The organism is Calothrix sp. UHCC 0171, assembly GCF_034931845.1.
Taxonomy (GTDB): domain Bacteria; phylum Cyanobacteriota; class Cyanobacteriia; order Cyanobacteriales; family Nostocaceae; genus Brunnivagina.
Genome location: NZ_JAYGHN010000014.1, coordinates 35607 through 52645 on the forward strand (window position 1 = coordinate 35607; position 17039 = coordinate 52645).

A 17039-nucleotide genomic window follows, 5' to 3' on the forward strand; every position below is an offset into this window, starting at 1 on the left:
GTTAATTCAATGATGAATTTGGGAACAATGAGTATAATCATTCCTCCAATAATTACAATCACAAATACATTTGCAAAAACCCGTATATGAAAAAATTTTTAAACGGTATATATGCCGCTATTTTTTGGGGTTGGAATCTTATTTTCTTGTCAGTCGTGTATTTGGGAATTTTGCCATTTATCGGGATATTCCTCATCCTGGCAACTTTTGAGGGATTGCTTCCCGTCGATTTTTTAATTTCCCTGACAACATTAATCGCAGTACCTGTAGTTTGTACTATTCTGGGAACAAGAAAATTTATTAACCAACCAGTAGAACTGTTGCGATTATTTTATGGTGTGGAAGCACCTTTAGTTTTACTTTGTGGATTACGACTATTTATATTTCGAGAACTTACCCCTGCTAGCATTCAAATTTTGCTGAGTGTGGGGATTTGTATTGCTGCTTTTGCCCTAGAAATGCTATATGGTTATGCAAATAGAAAACGTAGCCTAGCATGGCTGCAAATGCTAGCACATAGTTTAATGTTATTTTTTGGTGTCTATGCTGGTAGTATTCTGCTATTTTATGCTTTACCTGTAGCTGCTTGGTTAATAAAAGAAATATTTAAATTTGAATGGGCTATTTTCCTTTGGCAGACGTTTATAAATGACCCAGCAATTACAATTTTCTTTGGCATACCTTTGTATTTTCTGTTTTGGGGAATGTCCTGTTCCTTATTTGTAGCAATGCCATCATTACTAGCATATCTATATACTAGATCGGGAATCAAGATATTAAATAACTTTGCTGCCCAGTATGGACAAAAAAAAGCAATATCGGGAATCTTAGGAGTTGCGATCGCAACTATAACTCTTTTTGTTTCCTTTCAACAACAGCCGCAAGTTCAAGCTTTTTCTCTCCTCCAAAATCCTCCACAAACTGATAATGTACGTCAAGCATTATTAGCGAAGTCGGAAATCATTCGTACCGGATTAGTCAATGCTTATTTATCAAATTACCGCTATCTCAGTAGCGTGAAAGATAATAATCATATTGAACACATGTATGGAAAGATATTTGGTTTATCGAGTGATGTTAGTCAAGGAATTCAACATATCTACAATCAATTAATGTCACCATTTTTATATAATGGGGCAGAATCTGATATTGAAAAAGCCGAAAAACTTTACTCCCAATTCTTTGATACACCCATTCAAAAAGAGGAACAAAATGCGATCAATCATGCTTTACAATCGACATCTAATTTAGATGAAGCTAAAGCAGGTTTGCTCAATATCAACCAGAAAAAAGTATGGCTGCGACAACAAGAAGTTACAGTCAAGGAACATGGAGATTGGGCAGATGTGCAACTGTATGAGGTTTACGAAAACAAAACCAGAGATGTACAGGAAGTATTTTATTCCTTCTCACTCCCAGAAAGCGCAGTCATTACAGGTATTTGGTTAGGTGATACCGCAGATTTATCAAAACGCTTTGAATATGTGCTTTCTCCCCGTGGTGCGGCACAAAAAGTATACAACAGACAAGTACAACGAGAAAGACCAATTGATCCAGCATTGTTGGAACAAGTAGGTTCCAGACATTATCGTTTGCGGGCATTTCCCATACCAGTTAAACGCACACCAGTAGAAACGCGATTTCAAGCCAATAGTCCAACAGAAATGCATCTATGGTTAACTTACAAAGTTATGCGCCAAGAGCAAGGTTGGGCACTACCACAATTAGGTGAAAAGCGAAATATCTTTTGGACAAATGGTTTGATTAATCCCACAAAACGTATTCGTAATGGGGAAGTGAAGAATGGAATTTTTGCTGAAAAATTAGATAGTTGGTTAGAGGCATATTTACCTGCATCTCAAACACCTCAAGCACAAATTAAACAGGTAAATTTCAGTCTCTCGACAGATGAATATAAAATTACTGCCCAGCCTCTCAATCAACAAGATTATCAATTACCTAAAAATCAACGCTTTGCGATTGTGCTGGATACTTCTCGCAGTATGAATGCCCATATTCAGGAATTAGAAAAAACATTTAATTGGTTGAAAAAAGAGGGTTTTGCTAACAATAATTTGGTTGACAATGATGCCGATTTGTACATTACATCGATTCCTGGTACAGAACCCAAACGAATTGATGATATTAATCAATTTCAACCAGAAAAAATGACTTTTTACGGCACTGCACAACTTAAAGAAATGTTGCAGCAGTTTGACAAATTGCGGGGAGAAACGGTTTATGATGGTGTGTTGTTAGTTACAGATGAAGGTAGTTACGAACTATCAAATAATCAGAAAAATCTCCCCAAAATTAATTCACCTTTGTGGTTAGTGCATTTAGGCTCACTTCCCAAAGCTTATGATGATACCATCATTAAAACAATTGAAAATAGTGGTGGTGGAGTATCTACAGATATTTCTGAAGTTTTCAAAAGACAAGCAACGAAATCAGCATTGGGTAAGTCTGCCGTCAGTGTTGTTGATGGTTACGCTTGGCTGATGGAAAAGCGAACTCAGAACCTAAATCAAAACCTAACTATCCCCTCTCCCACAGATTCTCACTCCTTCGCTCCCCTAGCAGCCCGACAATTAATTTTAGGTTTAAGTCGGGAGAAAAATTTAGACCAATTAGCCGAACTTGATGCAATTCACGCATTAGCAAAAAGGTTTAAAGTGGTTACTCCCTATTCATCAATGATTGTCTTAGTCAATGATGAACAACGTAGACAATTAAAAGAAGCTGAAGCTGATAAAGACCGTTTCGATCGCACAGTAGAATCAGGTAAGGAAAATCTCACAAAACCCTCCAATCCTTTAAAAACAACGACAATTCCCGAACCTTCAGGTGGTATTGCGCTGGTAATTACCGGAATGATATTTTTTATCTTCACAAAAAGGCGACGAACCCATGTAAATTAAAGATTTTAATTGCAGATTGATTTTCATAAAGGTGTAGAGTTGCTGTAGTGCGGGCTAGCAAGCCCGCAACTCTAACTACAAATTAAATGATTAAATATAGAATAGCCTATCAGGTTCGTTATATTTTGGTTAGAATAGTCAATAATATTTAGATAAAAATTGAGACAAACAATAAATGCTTAAACCTAAAAATAATGTATATCGCGGACACCCAATAGAAAGAGTTGGTCACGGAAAAAGAGCCGTATTTAAAACAACTATTAATGAAAAAGAATGGTCTGCTACAACTGAATTAGAGGTAAAAACAGCAATTGATGTTTGGATTGATGAGGGAATAGAGCCGTAGTTGGCATTGACTACAACAAAAAACAAAAGAGCCGTAGTTGAATTTACAACTAGGCTCACACATCACTATGCCACACTAAAAACAATCAATTACCAGCCTTGTAAACCTTAATTTTGCTCCAAGTTTACTTTAACTACCTTGTTCTTTTCTGCTTCTGCTTTTGGTAGTGTTAGATTCAAAATACCGTTTTTATATTCAGCAGTAACTTTGGTATTTTCTACTTTAGAGTTGAGGGGAATTACACGCTGGAATTTACCGTAGTAAAACTCAGAACGAGTACCTTCTTTATGTTGGGTTTTACGTTCTGCTACTACTTTCACTGCATTAGCAGTAACTTCAATATCTACATCTTTTGCTTCCATTCCCGGTAGTTCGAGTTTGAGGTGCAGTGCGTCTTCGGTTTCAGTTAATTCGGCTGCGGGAGTTTTAAATGTGGGTGTTTGCAAATCTTCAAATAGGTGGTCGATTTGACGTTGAATGGTGTTAAATTCAGCCCAAGGATTGTAACGTACAACTGCCATATATTTAACTCCTAGTTTTTGTTTAGTTAATTGATGATTTAATCTGTTGCTTAATTCCTATATTAATGATGATTACAAGGAGTATAAATTCGGTTTTTATCACTTAATTAGTGATGAATGCCGACTAAGAAAATACGGTTAATTAAAGGTGCGGTAAACAGTAATATTATTAGTACGGTTTCCCCTAATCAATATTTTTGAAAGTGCCCAATCAAAATCTTAAGCAAATCATATTTGTAGAGTGTGCCTTCTAAACTACCTACAAATACTTAATTAAGTGTGAAGCAGAGTCGGAATATTTAGATTTAGCTGTTATTATGTCGTAGTAAAATTTACTCTCGTACTGAAATAGGGTGATAAGAATGAAGATTAGTGCCCGTAACACTATTAAAGCAACTGTCAAAAAAATTATACCTGGAGTTGTGAATACAGAAGTTGTACTCGAACTCACACCAGGAGTTGAAATAACGGCAATTATTACCAAAGATTCCGCGCAATCATTGGGATTATCGTTAGGAAAACAAGCCTACGCAGTGATTAAATCAAGTGATGTCATGGTTGGAGTTGATTAATCTGTTTTTTATCAACACTTTTCCGTGAAAATACTGTTTTACACAAACTAAACTGCTATACAAAGCCTCAGTATATTTGCTTATACCAATGAATCTGCTGAGGTACTTTTTTTAAATAGGGCTTGCTGAACACTATTCTTTGTCTTTCTGCACCCCAATTATGTACGCCGTTTTATTTAAAAGGTAAATGTTGTACGAACCGTGCCAATATAAATTTTGTCATTACTATTATTATGTTCTGGATTCGTAATCACAAATACCCCCGGAGTTATTGCCAGATTATCCGTGATTTGAAGGTGGTAAAAAGCTTCTAGATGTAAAGACGTATCCTTATCTTCAAAGGCATCACCAAAACTATTATGAGTCACTTTAGGCGGTTGACCTACCACAAATCCGGCAAAACTACCTTCTTTGCCAATATTTCGGAGAGCTAGCATTATTGCCCATGTAGAGATTACAGCATTTGGGGTTGCTGGTAAATCTGCAGCTTTGGCATTAATAATACCAACTCGCCCTCCAAGGGTGATACTTGGGTTAAGTTGCCAAGCCGCTTCTGCACCAAAGGAATTAGCAGCGATCGCATCTGCTTGATCATTAAACGGATTACTGCTTAATTCGCTGCCGGTTCCCGTATTAAAATTATTCTGAGAGTATATGTATGTAAAGCTGAGTGCTGTTGTTTTAGTCGGTTCGAGGGTAAGTTGAGCGATCGCACCATTAGGACTAGCAAAAAGCCCTTTTTTAGGATTACTGGCATTGCTGGCGACATATCCCAATGACAAATTCACACCCTCATTAAAATTATGAGAAATACCAATACCCACTCCACCACCTTGTCGTCGAATCGGATTTTCTTTGCCAAATGTAGAAATTGAACCGTCTTCACTACCGCTAAACAGAGGATTGACACTAGGAACCATGTCGCCTAACCCGCCTCCGACTCCTTGGAAAGTGATACGGGTTTGCTTACCTAGACGAATTCTATACCCTACCTCATCTATTTCCACCTCATTATCATCGTCACCATCAAATCCCAAATTTGCCATTCGAGTTCCGGTAACGTCTTCCAATTCTGGTGTGTTATTTCCTTGCAAACGCACTTGCAATTTATCTTTTCCTGTGAAGCTGCTCTCGAAGCTGAGGCGGACGCGATTACTTAATACTAAATTTTCCTTTCTTAACTTATTCCGAGTGCCAATTTTATTTCCTCCAGCCAATCCTGTCATCGCAAAAATAACTTTTCCCTTCAATTGCACGTGCGGTGAAAACTGTTGTGTTTCTAATGTAGCAACCTTCATTTCTAATAAATCAGCACGTTTTTTAAAATTGAATAATTCTGACGAAAATTCTGTTTGTAATTTCTGAAGCGCAGTTAATATTTCTGGCTCAATCTGGTTATTACTATTATCAATTATCTTATTAATGTGTATAAGGCAAGCATTGAGTTTGGCGGCAAAATCATATCGATTTAGCGTTTGATTACCGAGTTCAATATCCTCACTCACACAGTTATATTTCTCATTCAATGCTTGTAGTGTTTGCAATGCCCAACTATCAGCATCCACATCTGACAATTGAGAAACAGACGGAATTTGATTTAATTTGTGATCATCTATTACTACTGGATTAGTTGTTGCATCGGCTTTATGGATGCTGCTTAGTATTAATGAACTAATGAAAATCATCAAGCGAATTTTTCGCCAACAAACTGTAGGCATTCTTATCTCCTGAAAGTGAGAAATTAGAAATTATGATTGCAAGCGATATTCACATAAATTTAATAATACTTAGGTAAAAGAATGGCGTTCTGGAAATTGAATGCTGATATGAATATGTCGTACTAATGTTAGGGTCATACAAGCTGTAATTGCAGCGCGGAATTTATCGTTTATAAAAAATTATCGTTATGGTAAGGCAGGAGGTAGAGGGTAGAAGGAAAGAGAGTTTTGAACAACTTTACTTTCTGTTACATACTACTGCATCTACGGTTCTTTGCACCGTTCTACTTAAATCTAACCAAAAGTTTTATGAAAAAACATGAGGAAAACATGAGAAATTTTTCATATAAGCTGGGGAACTTGAGGTGATATCAGGTTAGCCTAAAAAGTTGCGATAAAATTGACGCGGAGAAATATTATTAGACATCTCCGAAAATGGATGTAGAGAGGTAGCAGTGCTACCTCTCTACAAGGGTTTCAGACAAAGAATAATTAATTTCTGGAGATGTCTATTGTGGTAACATTGCACACTTAGTCATAATTTTAGCGATCGCATTGAACAGCAACTTCGCTAACATGCCTGTAGCATCTCCCATTCTATCTTCCTTTCATATCTGCGATCGCACCTCTAGTCATGGCGGCGATCGCTTGGTCGGTGGCTTTGGGTAGGTGATAATATTTACCTGCTGATGTTTTCGCGAGTTCTTTTGCAAAACCCGTGGAAACAAACTTACTTTCGGTATCAATCACCAAAAGCTGCATTCCCATTGCCCTAATTCTCCCGGCAATCTCCAATAATTCGGCTTTGATATCTGGTTTTTGCTCAGGGTCTTGGGGTTCACCTAGGGAACGTGAGAGGGGAATATTACCACGACCATCAGTAATTGCCACAATTACCACCTGCCCGACATCGCCACTCATTTGGGCATTGACACCAACCCGCACGGCTTGGGTTAAACCATGTGCCAGGGGGGAACCACCACCGCAAGGTAATCTTTCTAAGCGATTTTTGGCTAAGGCGATGGAACGAGTCGGAGGTAACAACACCTCAGCCTGTTCGCCACGGAAGGGAATTAATGCGACTTGGTCGCGACTTTGATATGCTTCCGTCAGTAATTGCATGACTGCACCTTTTGCCGATTGCATTCGGTTGAGTGCCATGGAACCGGAGGCATCAACGACGAAAATCACTAATGCTCCGGCTTTGCGAACTAAGCGCTTGGAACGCATATCACCCTGTTCGACAATCACTTTCTTATTTGGTTGTCTGGCTCGGCGTGATTTTTGATATGGTGCAGCAGCCCGTAAGGTGGCATCCACGGCAATACGTTTCACCTTACCCTTGGGTATCATCGGCTTGATGTAGCGTCCCCGATCTTCCGATAAAATCAAACTGCGACTTCCCGATTTTCCTTGACGCTGTGCCATTTGGGCAAAATACAAGACGCTGGGGTCGAGAATTACACCTTCGGGGTCAAAAATAAATTCTTCGGGAATACCAGGTGGTTCTTGTTCCGGCTGTTCCTGGTCTTCGTTTTCCTGCTCTTCCTCTTCTTCCTGCTCCTGTTCACTATTATCTTCTGGTTCTTCTTGATTTTGTGGTGGTGGCGGTGGCGGAGGTGGAGGCGGTGTTTCTTCTGGTGGTGTTTGAATTACAGTTGCTCTCGGTACAATTACTAATTCCACTGCCCGCTTCAAGTCTTCAGCCGTAACTTGATTGCGTCCCTCCAAAGCGGCGGCGGCTTTTGCGACTCGGACGGCAAATAATTCGGCACGGTGTCCCTGAACCTGTCCACGGATAGCTTCATTGACAAGATAAGCTATTTGTTCGGGGGTAATAGTAACTTCCTTGAGCCATTCCCGTGCGAGGATAATTTGGGTTTTGAGGGAGTCAATATCTTCGCTATATTGTTGGAGAAATTCTTGGGGCGATCGCGAGTATGATATTGCTTGTTCTACGGCTTCAACGCGCTGGTCTAATCCCAGTGTGCCATCAGCCGAGAGGGCGATCGCAATCCGATCTAATAAATGTTCCCTTAATCCCCCTTCTTCGGGGTTGTATGTGGCAATAAATAGGGCTTTACAGGGATGTTGGAAGCTAATTCCCTCCCGCTCAATTTGGTTGCGTCCTTCCGAGAGTACAGTTAATAGCTGGTTACTAATTTGGTCGTCGAGAAGGTTGATTTCATCGACATACAACACACCTCGATTAGCAGCAGCTAGTAATCCGGGTTGAAAGATAGTATCGCCTTGTTTGACCGATTCTTCCACATCAACGGAACCTAAAAGTCTGTCTTCAGTGACACCAAGGGGAATTTGGATAAACGGCGCAGGAATAATTTCTGTCTTTCCCTCCTCCTCGCTAGGGGAAAGACTGAGGGTGGAGTCCGCCAGGAGAATATCATCCCAATCTTCCGGGTGGTTGGGATCACAATTACTAACACCACCTTTAACAACTTCGATAGGTGGCAACAGAGCATGGATAGCACGAGCCATGACAGATTTTGCCGTACCCCGACGACCTGCGATCGCAACTCCACCTAAACCGGGGTCAACTGCTGCTAATAATAAAGCTAATTTAATCGCTTCCTGACCGACAACGGCTGTCAGGGGGAAGGCTGTAATTGTAGGGTTAGTAGGGGATGCGGGCATTTTGTAGGGAAATTTTAATCAAACAAAATTAAACGGTTATTTTATTGATTGTCAGCAGGGCGATACTGTACCCAGGGGTTTAGTAAACGCGATCGGGCTTTAATCTTGAGAACTTCATCTTTAGAATAGCAGTTAAGGCAACCTCTGCCGCAGCAACTTTTTAGGCACTAATTGAGAAAATTATGGCTACCGTACAAACTAAACGTTTTACACTTGCTGAGTACCACAAATTAACTGACATGGGATTTTTCCACGAAGATGACCATATTGAATTAATTCGCGGGGAAATTATCCAGATGGCTGCGAAAGGAAAAGCACACGAAACATGTTTAAGAAGATTATGGAAAGAATTACCCAAATTAGTAGGAGATAAAGCGACTTTACAATCACAAGCGCCAATTACTCTATTGTCAAATAGCGAACCAGAACCAGACTTTGCGATTGTTAATAATCGAGATGATGATTATCTGGCGACACATCCTTTAGCGACGGATATTTTATTAGTCATAGAGGTGTCAGATTCTGCTTTCGACTATGACAAAAATGTCAAATTAGCGCTTTATGCTGAAGCTGGAATTTCTAATTATTGGATATTTAATTTAGTTGAGAGTCATCTTGAGGAATATAGTGAACCTTATCAACATAATCAAGATAGATATGGTTACTTGAAAAAACAAATTATTTTATATAATCAAACTGTAAATTTACCTTGCTTCCCTGATTTATCCCTGGATTTAAGCACAATATTTCCACCCCAAACAAATATATATGATGCTTGATGTCGGCAAATTCAATGATTTTCGCCGAAACTATGGCGACTAAAATATTATTATCAGATAATAAGTGATATGTATATTACTACACAACTAAGATACTAATATGTCGATTAGTAATCATGAAAGAGTCAGGATGGCTCTGCTTATTCTATTACAAGCGTTGTATCCTTATGTAGAAAAGGAAATGAAAAAGGTTTATGGAGGAAATTGGTTAAAATGTACGATGTCAAATCTATTAGATGATCAGACCTTAAAACGGCACTCACAAGAAATTTTACAAGAAGATATCTCTGCTTTATTAAAGCTAATCATAAAGCAATGGGAGCCTGTATTTAAAAAGAGATTCACTCTTGGTGTACGTGCATTAGCTAGTGAACTGCTCGAAGTGCGTAATAAATGGGCACATCAAACTCGTTTTTCAACAGATGATACTTATCGTTCTTTAGATAGTGTTTCTAGACTACTCAAAGCTATTGCTGCATCTGAAGTTGAGATTATTGAAAAGCATAAACAAGAAGTTTTACAAATGTTAGCACCACTGCAATCTGAAGAACTTACATCTAAGACTGATTATAATAAAATGCATCAGCTTTTACATTTCAAAAATGAACAATATTTACGCCAAGCCTGCACCCATCGTTCCTACGTCCATGAAAATCCAAGTGCAGGTGAACATAACGAACGTTTAGAATTTCTTGGTGATGCACTATTAAATTACTTGAGTGGACATTATTTGTTTCACCGCTATCCAGAAAAAAGTGAAGATGAATTAACCCGCAGACGTTCGGCATTAGTTGATGAGAAACAACTTGCCAAATTCGCTATAGAAGTTGGCTTAGATTTTAGAATGCGCCTTGGTAAAGGTGCAATTCGTGAAGGTGGTTTTCAAAATGAAAACCTTCTTAGTAGTACATTTGAAGCAGTAGTCGCTGCTTACTACCTGGATCATAATTCAGATATAGAAGCAGTCAGAAAAATTATTGAGCCATTGTTTGATTCAGTCCCCGAAAGTGTAGTTGTATCACGTTCTACCGTCGATTCCAAAAATCGCTTTCAAGAATGGGTGCAACGTAACATCACTCCAAATCCCCCTAAATATGTAACAGTTCAAACTGGAGGTTCTTTACACGCACCAGAATTTTTAGCGACAGTATATGTTGGTGAAAAATCATACGGAACTGGGAAAGGAAAGAATAAGAAAGAGGCTGAGAAAGCAGCCGCAGAAGATGCACTTAAAAGAGTAAATTGTGATGAGTAAATGTAATTCCTGCAACCTTTAATTTTCAGCAAAAATACATTTCATCTATCTAAAGTAATAGATTTTCAAAAAAATTATTAATTACTAAAAAGAATAATTATAGGAAATACTTATAGACGATTAGATGAAATTAATCATCAAGTAATGGTAGAGTGATGGTTCAGGTCAGAGTAAGTCAGCCTAATTCAGTAGCTTTTCATCCTTTAATCAGCGTGAAATAAGTTTTAAGTTACTGGAACGGAGGAACCAATTTTTGGGGCGTATCTCTTGAACAGTTAGGAGTTGTGAATATTGTTGGACTGATGCACTCAGCACTCAATTACCAGGACTCATAACTTTCTAGAGAGGGGCATCTCTCAGCCCTAGCCCGTCAGCTAACTTCGTCGGCATTGAGAGGAAACTGAAAAGATAGCATTTTTGATGTTGCAATCTTGTCGGTATCCTTGGCTGGTACTGCTCCAATTTTTTTACCTGCAATTAAACACTGCTGAGGTTGCATAATGATATTTCAATGGAATTTGGCGGCTGTATGTAATAACAGTCGCTGGTGAAGATATTTAGCGCTAGGGCTAATTGCGATCGCAAATCACAGGTAGGAAATTCAGTTTTAAACAGCAAATTATGCTGCAAAAATTATTATTTTTAGCAAGTATTTCGCAATGGCGAGTTTAATTATTGCTGATGAATTTTGCAATGAAATATTAGGTTGAATGATGCAAAGTGTAAGAGTTACTTGTACTTTAATAATTTGCCGAAAATTTATTTGGATGCATTGAATTGTAGAGCTTTTACATAACTGGCAGTCCTGTAGATGTAATTATATAGCAGTCATCTTCATGCTTACTTAATTCAAGAATTATCTGAGTTTTTGCGGTTATCGTAATTACCCTGATAATTGCTATATATTCTGTATTCTGGTCTTTCTATATTCTGTTCTAAATTTATCATTTCATTAAGTACAAATTTCAGATTTTTTATTAGGGGTTTTCAGTGGAAAATTGGCAAGCACTAGTTAGCATTATTACGTTTACTTGCGTCATATTTCTAATCATGACTGAATGGATACACCTAACAATTACCGCTTTATTAGGTGCATTGTTGCTTGTATTTACTAATGTCATGACTTTGCAGGATGCTGTGGGTTATATTGGCAAAAGCCATGGTACTTTGGCATTATTTTTTGGAGTCATGGTTCTGGTAAGAGCATTTGAACCGACTAAAATTTTTGATTATTTAGCCACACAATTAGTAATTATCGCTAAAGGTGAAGGCAAGCGTTTGTTATTAGGGATTGTGGCAATTACAACTCCGATTTGTGCTGTTTTACCAAATGCTACAACAGTAATGTTAATCGCTCCTCTTATCCCTCCAATGGCGGAAGAATTAGGGGTAAATTTTGTCCCGTTATTAATCTTGTTAGTCTTTGTTGCCAATAGTTCAGGGTTATTGACAATTGTTGGCGATCCTGCAACTTTTATTGTTGGAGATGCCATTAATTTAAGTTTTACCGATTATCTAGTCCGCTTGAGTTTAGGTGGTGTAATTTCAGTAATTGTAGTTGTTGCTATCTTACCGATTTTATTTCGGAAAATTTGGCAGACAAAACTTGCAAACCTGGAAGAATTACCCCATCCCCAAATTAATCATCCGCGAGTTTTAACATTAGGTGCTGTCATTGTTGGTTTAGTTTTGTTATTTTTTGTGATTGGTGAACAATTACCAGTAAAGGTTTCACCTGCTGCTGTTGCTCTTTTAGGTGCGGGTTTAGCAATGCTGCTTGCACATCACAGCCGTATCGATTCCGTGAATAATATTCTTCGCGATGTTGACTGGAGTACCCTCATCTTTTTCATGAGTATCTTTGTCTTAATTGGAGGATTAGAAAAAACGGGCGTTATTAATAGTTTATCTGGGATTCTATCGGTATTTTTAGGCAAAAATATTGTCTTCGGTTCGATATTTTTAGTATTTTTTATTGGAATATTATCAAGTGTCATTCCCAATATTCCTTTGGTAGTCGCAATGGTACCCCTGCTCAAACAGTATCTTGTTAATGTTGGATTTGTCTCAGCAGATATTCTTCAACCGAATTTTGATGGGCAGTTACCTATTCAGGTTTTACCTTTATTTTATGCAATGATGTTTGGTGCAACATTAGGAGGTAATGGCACATTAGTGGGGGCATCCTCAAATATTGTTGCTGCCGGTGTCTCGGAACAGCATGGACGACGGATATCATTCAAAACCTTCTTACATTACGGCATCCCCCTAATGTTGCTACAACTCACTACATCTGCTTTGTACATATTGTTCCGATTTCTGCTTTAATTATTACTTTAGTAAGATGATTATTATTAATATTAATGATAAGTCAGTGGCAGATAAATAGCAGGAGATAAATAAAGTAATTACTTCTTTTGACGAAAATCCTGGAATTTTCATTGGGATTCTAAACAACTGTATTCTTCTACTAAGAAGTCATGTAAGAATAAGTAGTGCCAGCTTCTCGCTTGCTATTTTCCAAAGGTAGGCTTTCCGTCCCCGGAGTTTTTCGTGAAGAACGTCTCCCCGGAAACTCCTCTCCACACTACTTGTTCAATTTATTTTTATGCAAATACTAAAACTGAATAATTGTCTGACTTACGTACTCATCATGTAAATTTATAGCCCTGGTAGAAGTCCTGATTTGTATTGATGTGTAAAAATTTTGTGTAGAAAAATACTCCGCTTTTGTCAAGTGCTAAAATTTGCTTGGGAAATAAAGCCTATCTCGCAAATATTAGGATTAGATTATGCAGTCGCCTGAAATGGAACAGAACAACGATCGCAATGTTATGGATTCTACACAGATAAGTTCAGTTCACAGTGGTAAATTAGCAAACAACGGTTATGAAGTAGGTGGAATCAATAATTTAGACAAGGTTAGAGACATTCTCTTTGGCAATCAATTACGGGATGTGGAAAAGAAGTTTGCCCGTTTAGAAGAACGCTTGTCAAAGGAATTAGTTAACCTACGTGAAGATAATAAAAAACGTTTGGATAATATCGAAAGCTATATTAAGCAAGAATTAGAATTGCTATCCGAACGCATGAAACAAGAACAAAGTAATCGCGATGAGAGTTTGCAAAATCTAGCAGAAGAAAATAAAAAAATTACTACAGCTTTAGAAAAGAGACTGACTCAATTTGATGAACAGGTAAGTAATAGCCAGCGTGAAATTCGCGAGCAAATTCTCAATCAATCGAAGAGTTTACAGGATGATGTATTACAGAAATATGAGGAAATATTAGAAATATTACGCCGTGAAGCCACAGAACTACGGACTACAAAAACAGACCGTTCGACTCTCGCAAACTTATTAAGCGAGTTAGCAATTCGTTTAAATTCCCAGTAATTTTTATAATAACTAGCAAGAAGTAGTGTTCTATACAGATTCCTTGTGCGACAATGCTGTGAGTAACTAGTCGTTGTTTCACACTTTGTATCAAATCAAATGGGCTTTAATTCTCACTCGCAGACTGGGGGATTTCGTAAATGACTAAATTTTCCACAAATGGATTTTCCACAGAATCCCCAAAAGCAGATTATCGAGAATCAAAAGAACAAATCAAAGACGAACTTGACGAACTTCGCGCTTTGTTATTGGGGGTAGAACCAAATAAGCTCCATCAAATATACGAATATCTTGAAAATCAGCAAATTAAACCAGAAGATATTAGTCGCGTCCTTCCAGAAGCAGTAATATTGCGATCGCTCCAAGATCAGCAGTTAGTTGAAGCAATGGTGCCCACTATTGAGCAAGCCGTAGAAGCATCCGTCAAAAAAGACTTAAACGTGCTTTCCGACGCGATTTTCCCCATAATGGGACCATCCACAAGAAGAGCGATCGCTACTGCATTAGAAGAAATGATTCAATCATTGAATCAAACTCTAGAGCATAGTTTATCAATTCAAAGCTTTAAATGGCGACTCGAAGCCCGACAAACAGGAAAAAGCTTCGCAGAAGTTGTCATGCTTCGCACCCTTGTTTACCGAGTCGAACAAGTATTTCTCATCCACAAAAATACAGGACTATTACTTCAGCATATTGTCGCACCTCAAGTAGCTGCACAAGACCCCGATTTAGTCTCAGCAATGCTAACAGCTATTCAAGACTTTGTGCGCGACTCGTTTAATGTCAAAAATGGCGATCGATTACAAACCCTAAATTTTGGCGAACTCACAATTTGGATAGAAGAAGGACCAGCAGCAGTAATTGCGGGCATTATTCGCGGTAATGCGCCTCAAGAACTAAGATTAGTATTTCAAGATGCTATAGAAAAAATTCATCTCCGATTCGACAACGAACTTTACAATTTTCAAGGCGAAACAGAACCATTTAACCTCAGCCAATCCTACTTGGAAAATTGCCTGGAAGTTCGCTATAAAATTCCCCCAAAAAGAAACTATACATATGCATATACATTAATTGGATTAATTACCTTTGGCTTCTGTGTTTGGACTGCTTTAACAATTCGCGAACAGCAGCAGTGGAATACTTTTGTGAAACAACTCAATTCCGAATCAGGAATAACAATTACTAAAGTTCATAAAGAAAGTGGCAAATACATCATTACTGGAATGCGTGACCCTTTGGCTGTAGATGTCAGCAAAATCCTCAAACAACATAATATAAATCCAGAAATAGTTAATCCTCAATTGGAACCTTATCTCTCATTACAACCTGAATTTATTACTAAACGTGCCGAAGCATTACTGCAACCACCTCCAACAGTCTCCCTCAAAGTAGAAAATACTGGTATTCTCTATGCTACTGGTTCAGCGCCTCAAAAATGGATATTAGAAGCGCGCAATATGTGGCGTTTTATTCCCGGAATCAATCAATTTCAAGAGAGTCAACTGACTAATCTAGATATTAGTCAATTGGAAAAGTATCAAACAGAAATAGAACGCGAGAAACTTTTATTTCAGGAAGGTAAAACAGAGTTAATTGCCAGCGAGAAACCTAAATTGGAAACAATTGCTGCTAACTTACAGAAAAGTATCTTAATAGCAAAATATTTGCAGAAAAACATCAATATTCATATTATCGGACATACAAGTATTACGGGAAGTGAACAATACAACTTGCAGTTAAGTCAAGCGCGTGCAGAGCAAATAAAATATTACTTAATAGCGCGAGGATTGGAGCAAAACAAAATTACCACAGAGGGATTAGGCGCAAATCAATCGCTGAGTTCATCCACAACAAGAGAAAATCAAGATATAGATATCAATCGTCGAGTTAGTTTTAAGCTTAGTATCACAAACATAAATAAATAATTTATTACTAATATATTATATGCTTCAGAAAAAAGTTTGTATGGTGGGTGCTTTTGCAACTGGGAAAACCAGTTTAGTGGCGAGATATGTTCATAGTATATTTTCGGAGAATTATCAAACAACGGTAGGTGTCAAAATAGATAAAAAAACTATTAATTATCATGGCAAAGAACTCAATCTCATTCTTTGGGATTTATATGGTGAAGATGAATTTCAAAAAGTACGTATGTCCTATCTACGAGGTTCATCTGCTTATTTACTAGTAGTGGATGTTACTCGTTACAATACCCTGGAAAAAGCCTTCAGCTTACAAGCGCGAGTCGAAGAGACTATTGGTAAGGTTCCCTTTATTCTCGTTATTAACAAATCTGATTTAATGGATGAATGGGAAATTGATAAAGCAGAAATAGAGAAATTAGCACAAAAAGGCTGGATTATTATTCAAACTAGCGCAAAAACAGGTAAAGGAGTGGAAGAAGTTTTTGAAACTATTGCTCAAAAAATCTTGGAGGGGTAAATGTTAGATGTCCCCATATCTGTAATTACTTATCTTATGAATCTCATGCTCGAAAGTCGTTCGCTAGCTTATCTTCTCGTCACAAAAGATGGATGCCTATCATCTTGGGGAGGTAAATTGGCAGATTACGGAGTTAGGAACTTACACAAAGGAGAGAGGATTGAACAGCAAATTTTCTTTTTAGAAGGACTCCTACCCTTAGATGATTTTCCTTTATTTCTACCCTGCTTGAAAACAGAAGAAGGTATTTGTGCAGATATTCATATTTTCCCCTCCGAAGAAGGTGATTGGGTATTACTGCTGGATGCCACAATTGATGAAATACAATTATCATTAATTCAACAATATGCAAATGAATCTGTTCTCAGAGATGAAAAAATAACTCGAATACTCAATCAATCTTAATCAATTTTAATCAATCTTCTAATTTCAGTA

Annotated in this window: 14 protein-coding genes, 1 pseudogene and 1 riboswitch; of the genes and pseudogenes, 11 read left to right on the forward strand and 4 right to left on the reverse strand. The window is 37.9% G+C overall.

Annotated elements, in window-relative coordinates:
- Positions 1-86 precede the first annotated feature (86 nt).
- Both VB733_RS12875 and VB733_RS12880 read left to right on the forward strand, forming a co-directional pair.
- The gene (locus tag VB733_RS12875; RefSeq protein WP_323340460.1) at positions 87-2921 is read left to right on the forward strand and encodes a TIGR02921 family PEP-CTERM protein; all 2835 of its coding nucleotides are present in this window, start codon (positions 87-89) and stop codon (positions 2919-2921) included.
- A 175-nt stretch (positions 2922-3096) separates the two neighbouring features.
- Positions 3097-3267 (forward strand): hypothetical protein, encoded by a 171-nt coding sequence (locus tag VB733_RS12880; protein ID WP_323340461.1) that lies wholly within the window; start codon positions 3097-3099, stop codon positions 3265-3267.
- 107 nt (positions 3268-3374) lie between these two features.
- Here the strand turns inward: VB733_RS12880 and VB733_RS12885 are convergent, their stop codons facing one another.
- A complete protein-coding gene (locus VB733_RS12885) occupies positions 3375-3788 on the reverse strand; it encodes an Hsp20/alpha crystallin family protein (RefSeq protein ID WP_323340462.1) in 414 nt (137 codons plus the stop codon).
- Between the two features lie 362 nt (positions 3789-4150).
- On the opposite strand from VB733_RS12885, the gene VB733_RS12890 reads away from it, so the two are divergent.
- Positions 4151-4360: a molybdopterin-binding protein gene (locus VB733_RS12890; RefSeq protein WP_323340463.1), complete on the forward strand. Its 210-nt coding sequence runs from the start codon at positions 4151-4153 to the stop codon at positions 4358-4360.
- Positions 4361-4536: 176 nt separating this feature from the next.
- Here the strand turns inward: VB733_RS12890 and VB733_RS12895 are convergent, their stop codons facing one another.
- Both VB733_RS12895 and bchD read right to left on the reverse strand, forming a co-directional pair.
- The gene (locus VB733_RS12895; RefSeq protein ID WP_323340464.1) at positions 4537-6078 is read right to left on the reverse strand and encodes an iron uptake porin; all 1542 of its coding nucleotides are present in this window, start codon (positions 6076-6078) and stop codon (positions 4537-4539) included.
- 597 nt (positions 6079-6675) lie between these two features.
- A complete protein-coding gene (bchD, locus tag VB733_RS12900) occupies positions 6676-8730 on the reverse strand; it encodes a magnesium chelatase ATPase subunit D (protein WP_323340465.1) in 2055 nt (684 codons plus the stop codon).
- A 182-nt stretch (positions 8731-8912) separates the two neighbouring features.
- Between bchD and VB733_RS12905 the strand changes: the two genes are divergently transcribed.
- The 3 genes and pseudogenes from VB733_RS12905 to rnc all read left to right on the forward strand — a co-directional run bounded on the left by VB733_RS12905 (position 8913) and on the right by rnc (position 10764).
- On the forward strand, positions 8913-9509 hold the full coding sequence (locus VB733_RS12905; RefSeq protein ID WP_323340466.1) for a Uma2 family endonuclease: 597 nt from the start codon (positions 8913-8915) through the stop codon (positions 9507-9509).
- A 130-nt stretch (positions 9510-9639) separates the two neighbouring features.
- A pseudogene (locus VB733_RS12910) lies at positions 9640-9969 on the forward strand (Swt1 family HEPN domain-containing protein); the annotation flags it as partial.
- 117 nt (positions 9970-10086) lie between these two features.
- Positions 10087-10764 (forward strand): ribonuclease III, encoded by a 678-nt coding sequence (rnc, locus tag VB733_RS12915; protein ID WP_323340540.1) that lies wholly within the window; start codon positions 10087-10089, stop codon positions 10762-10764.
- Positions 10765-10974: 210 nt separating this feature from the next.
- Positions 10975-11165, forward strand: a riboswitch (cyclic di-AMP (ydaO/yuaA leader).
- On the opposite strand, the gene VB733_RS12920 is transcribed toward rnc, so the two are convergent.
- Positions 11135-11263, reverse strand: a complete 129-nt coding sequence (locus tag VB733_RS12920) for a hypothetical protein (RefSeq protein ID WP_323340467.1) — start codon at positions 11261-11263, stop codon at positions 11135-11137. It overlaps the preceding riboswitch by 31 nt.
- Before the next feature lie 491 nt (positions 11264-11754).
- Between VB733_RS12920 and VB733_RS12925 the strand changes: the two genes are divergently transcribed.
- From VB733_RS12925 to VB733_RS12945, 5 genes are all read left to right on the forward strand, one after another.
- A complete protein-coding gene (locus VB733_RS12925) occupies positions 11755-13092 on the forward strand; it encodes an ArsB/NhaD family transporter (protein ID WP_323340468.1) in 1338 nt (445 codons plus the stop codon).
- A gap of 464 nt (positions 13093-13556) precedes the next feature.
- Positions 13557-14159: a hypothetical protein gene (locus VB733_RS12930; protein WP_323340469.1), complete on the forward strand. Its 603-nt coding sequence runs from the start codon at positions 13557-13559 to the stop codon at positions 14157-14159.
- 140 nt (positions 14160-14299) lie between these two features.
- Positions 14300-16087 (forward strand): OmpA family protein, encoded by a 1788-nt coding sequence (locus tag VB733_RS12935; protein WP_323340470.1) that lies wholly within the window; start codon positions 14300-14302, stop codon positions 16085-16087.
- A 19-nt stretch (positions 16088-16106) separates the two neighbouring features.
- Positions 16107-16604: a Rab family GTPase gene (locus tag VB733_RS12940; RefSeq protein WP_323340471.1), complete on the forward strand. Its 498-nt coding sequence runs from the start codon at positions 16107-16109 to the stop codon at positions 16602-16604.
- Positions 16605-17009: a hypothetical protein gene (locus VB733_RS12945; RefSeq protein ID WP_323340472.1), complete on the forward strand. Its 405-nt coding sequence runs from the start codon at positions 16605-16607 to the stop codon at positions 17007-17009.
- Positions 17010-17039: the final 30 nt, after the last annotated feature.

What these genes read in the sequence shown, in the direction of transcription:
- VB733_RS12875 (WP_323340460.1), top strand. Translation starts at nt 87, where the DNA reads ATGAAAAAATTTTTAAACGGTATATATGCCGCTATTTTTTGGGGTTGG.
- VB733_RS12880 (WP_323340461.1), top strand. Translation starts at nt 3,097, where the DNA reads ATGCTTAAACCTAAAAATAATGTATATCGCGGACACCCAATAGAAAGA.
- VB733_RS12885 (WP_323340462.1), bottom strand. Translation starts at nt 3,788, where the DNA reads ATGGCAGTTGTACGTTACAATCCTTGGGCTGAATTTAACACCATTCAA.
- VB733_RS12890 (WP_323340463.1), top strand. Translation starts at nt 4,151, where the DNA reads ATGAAGATTAGTGCCCGTAACACTATTAAAGCAACTGTCAAAAAAATT.
- VB733_RS12895 (WP_323340464.1), bottom strand. Translation starts at nt 6,078, where the DNA reads ATGCCTACAGTTTGTTGGCGAAAAATTCGCTTGATGATTTTCATTAGT.
- bchD (WP_323340465.1), bottom strand. Translation starts at nt 8,730, where the DNA reads ATGCCCGCATCCCCTACTAACCCTACAATTACAGCCTTCCCCCTGACA.
- VB733_RS12905 (WP_323340466.1), top strand. Translation starts at nt 8,913, where the DNA reads ATGGCTACCGTACAAACTAAACGTTTTACACTTGCTGAGTACCACAAA.
- rnc (WP_323340540.1), top strand. Translation starts at nt 10,087, where the DNA reads ATGCATCAGCTTTTACATTTCAAAAATGAACAATATTTACGCCAAGCC.
- VB733_RS12920 (WP_323340467.1), bottom strand. Translation starts at nt 11,263, where the DNA reads ATGCAACCTCAGCAGTGTTTAATTGCAGGTAAAAAAATTGGAGCAGTA.
- VB733_RS12930 (WP_323340469.1), top strand. Translation starts at nt 13,557, where the DNA reads ATGCAGTCGCCTGAAATGGAACAGAACAACGATCGCAATGTTATGGAT.
- VB733_RS12935 (WP_323340470.1), top strand. Translation starts at nt 14,300, where the DNA reads ATGACTAAATTTTCCACAAATGGATTTTCCACAGAATCCCCAAAAGCA.
- VB733_RS12940 (WP_323340471.1), top strand. Translation starts at nt 16,107, where the DNA reads ATGCTTCAGAAAAAAGTTTGTATGGTGGGTGCTTTTGCAACTGGGAAA.
- VB733_RS12945 (WP_323340472.1), top strand. Translation starts at nt 16,605, where the DNA reads ATGTTAGATGTCCCCATATCTGTAATTACTTATCTTATGAATCTCATG.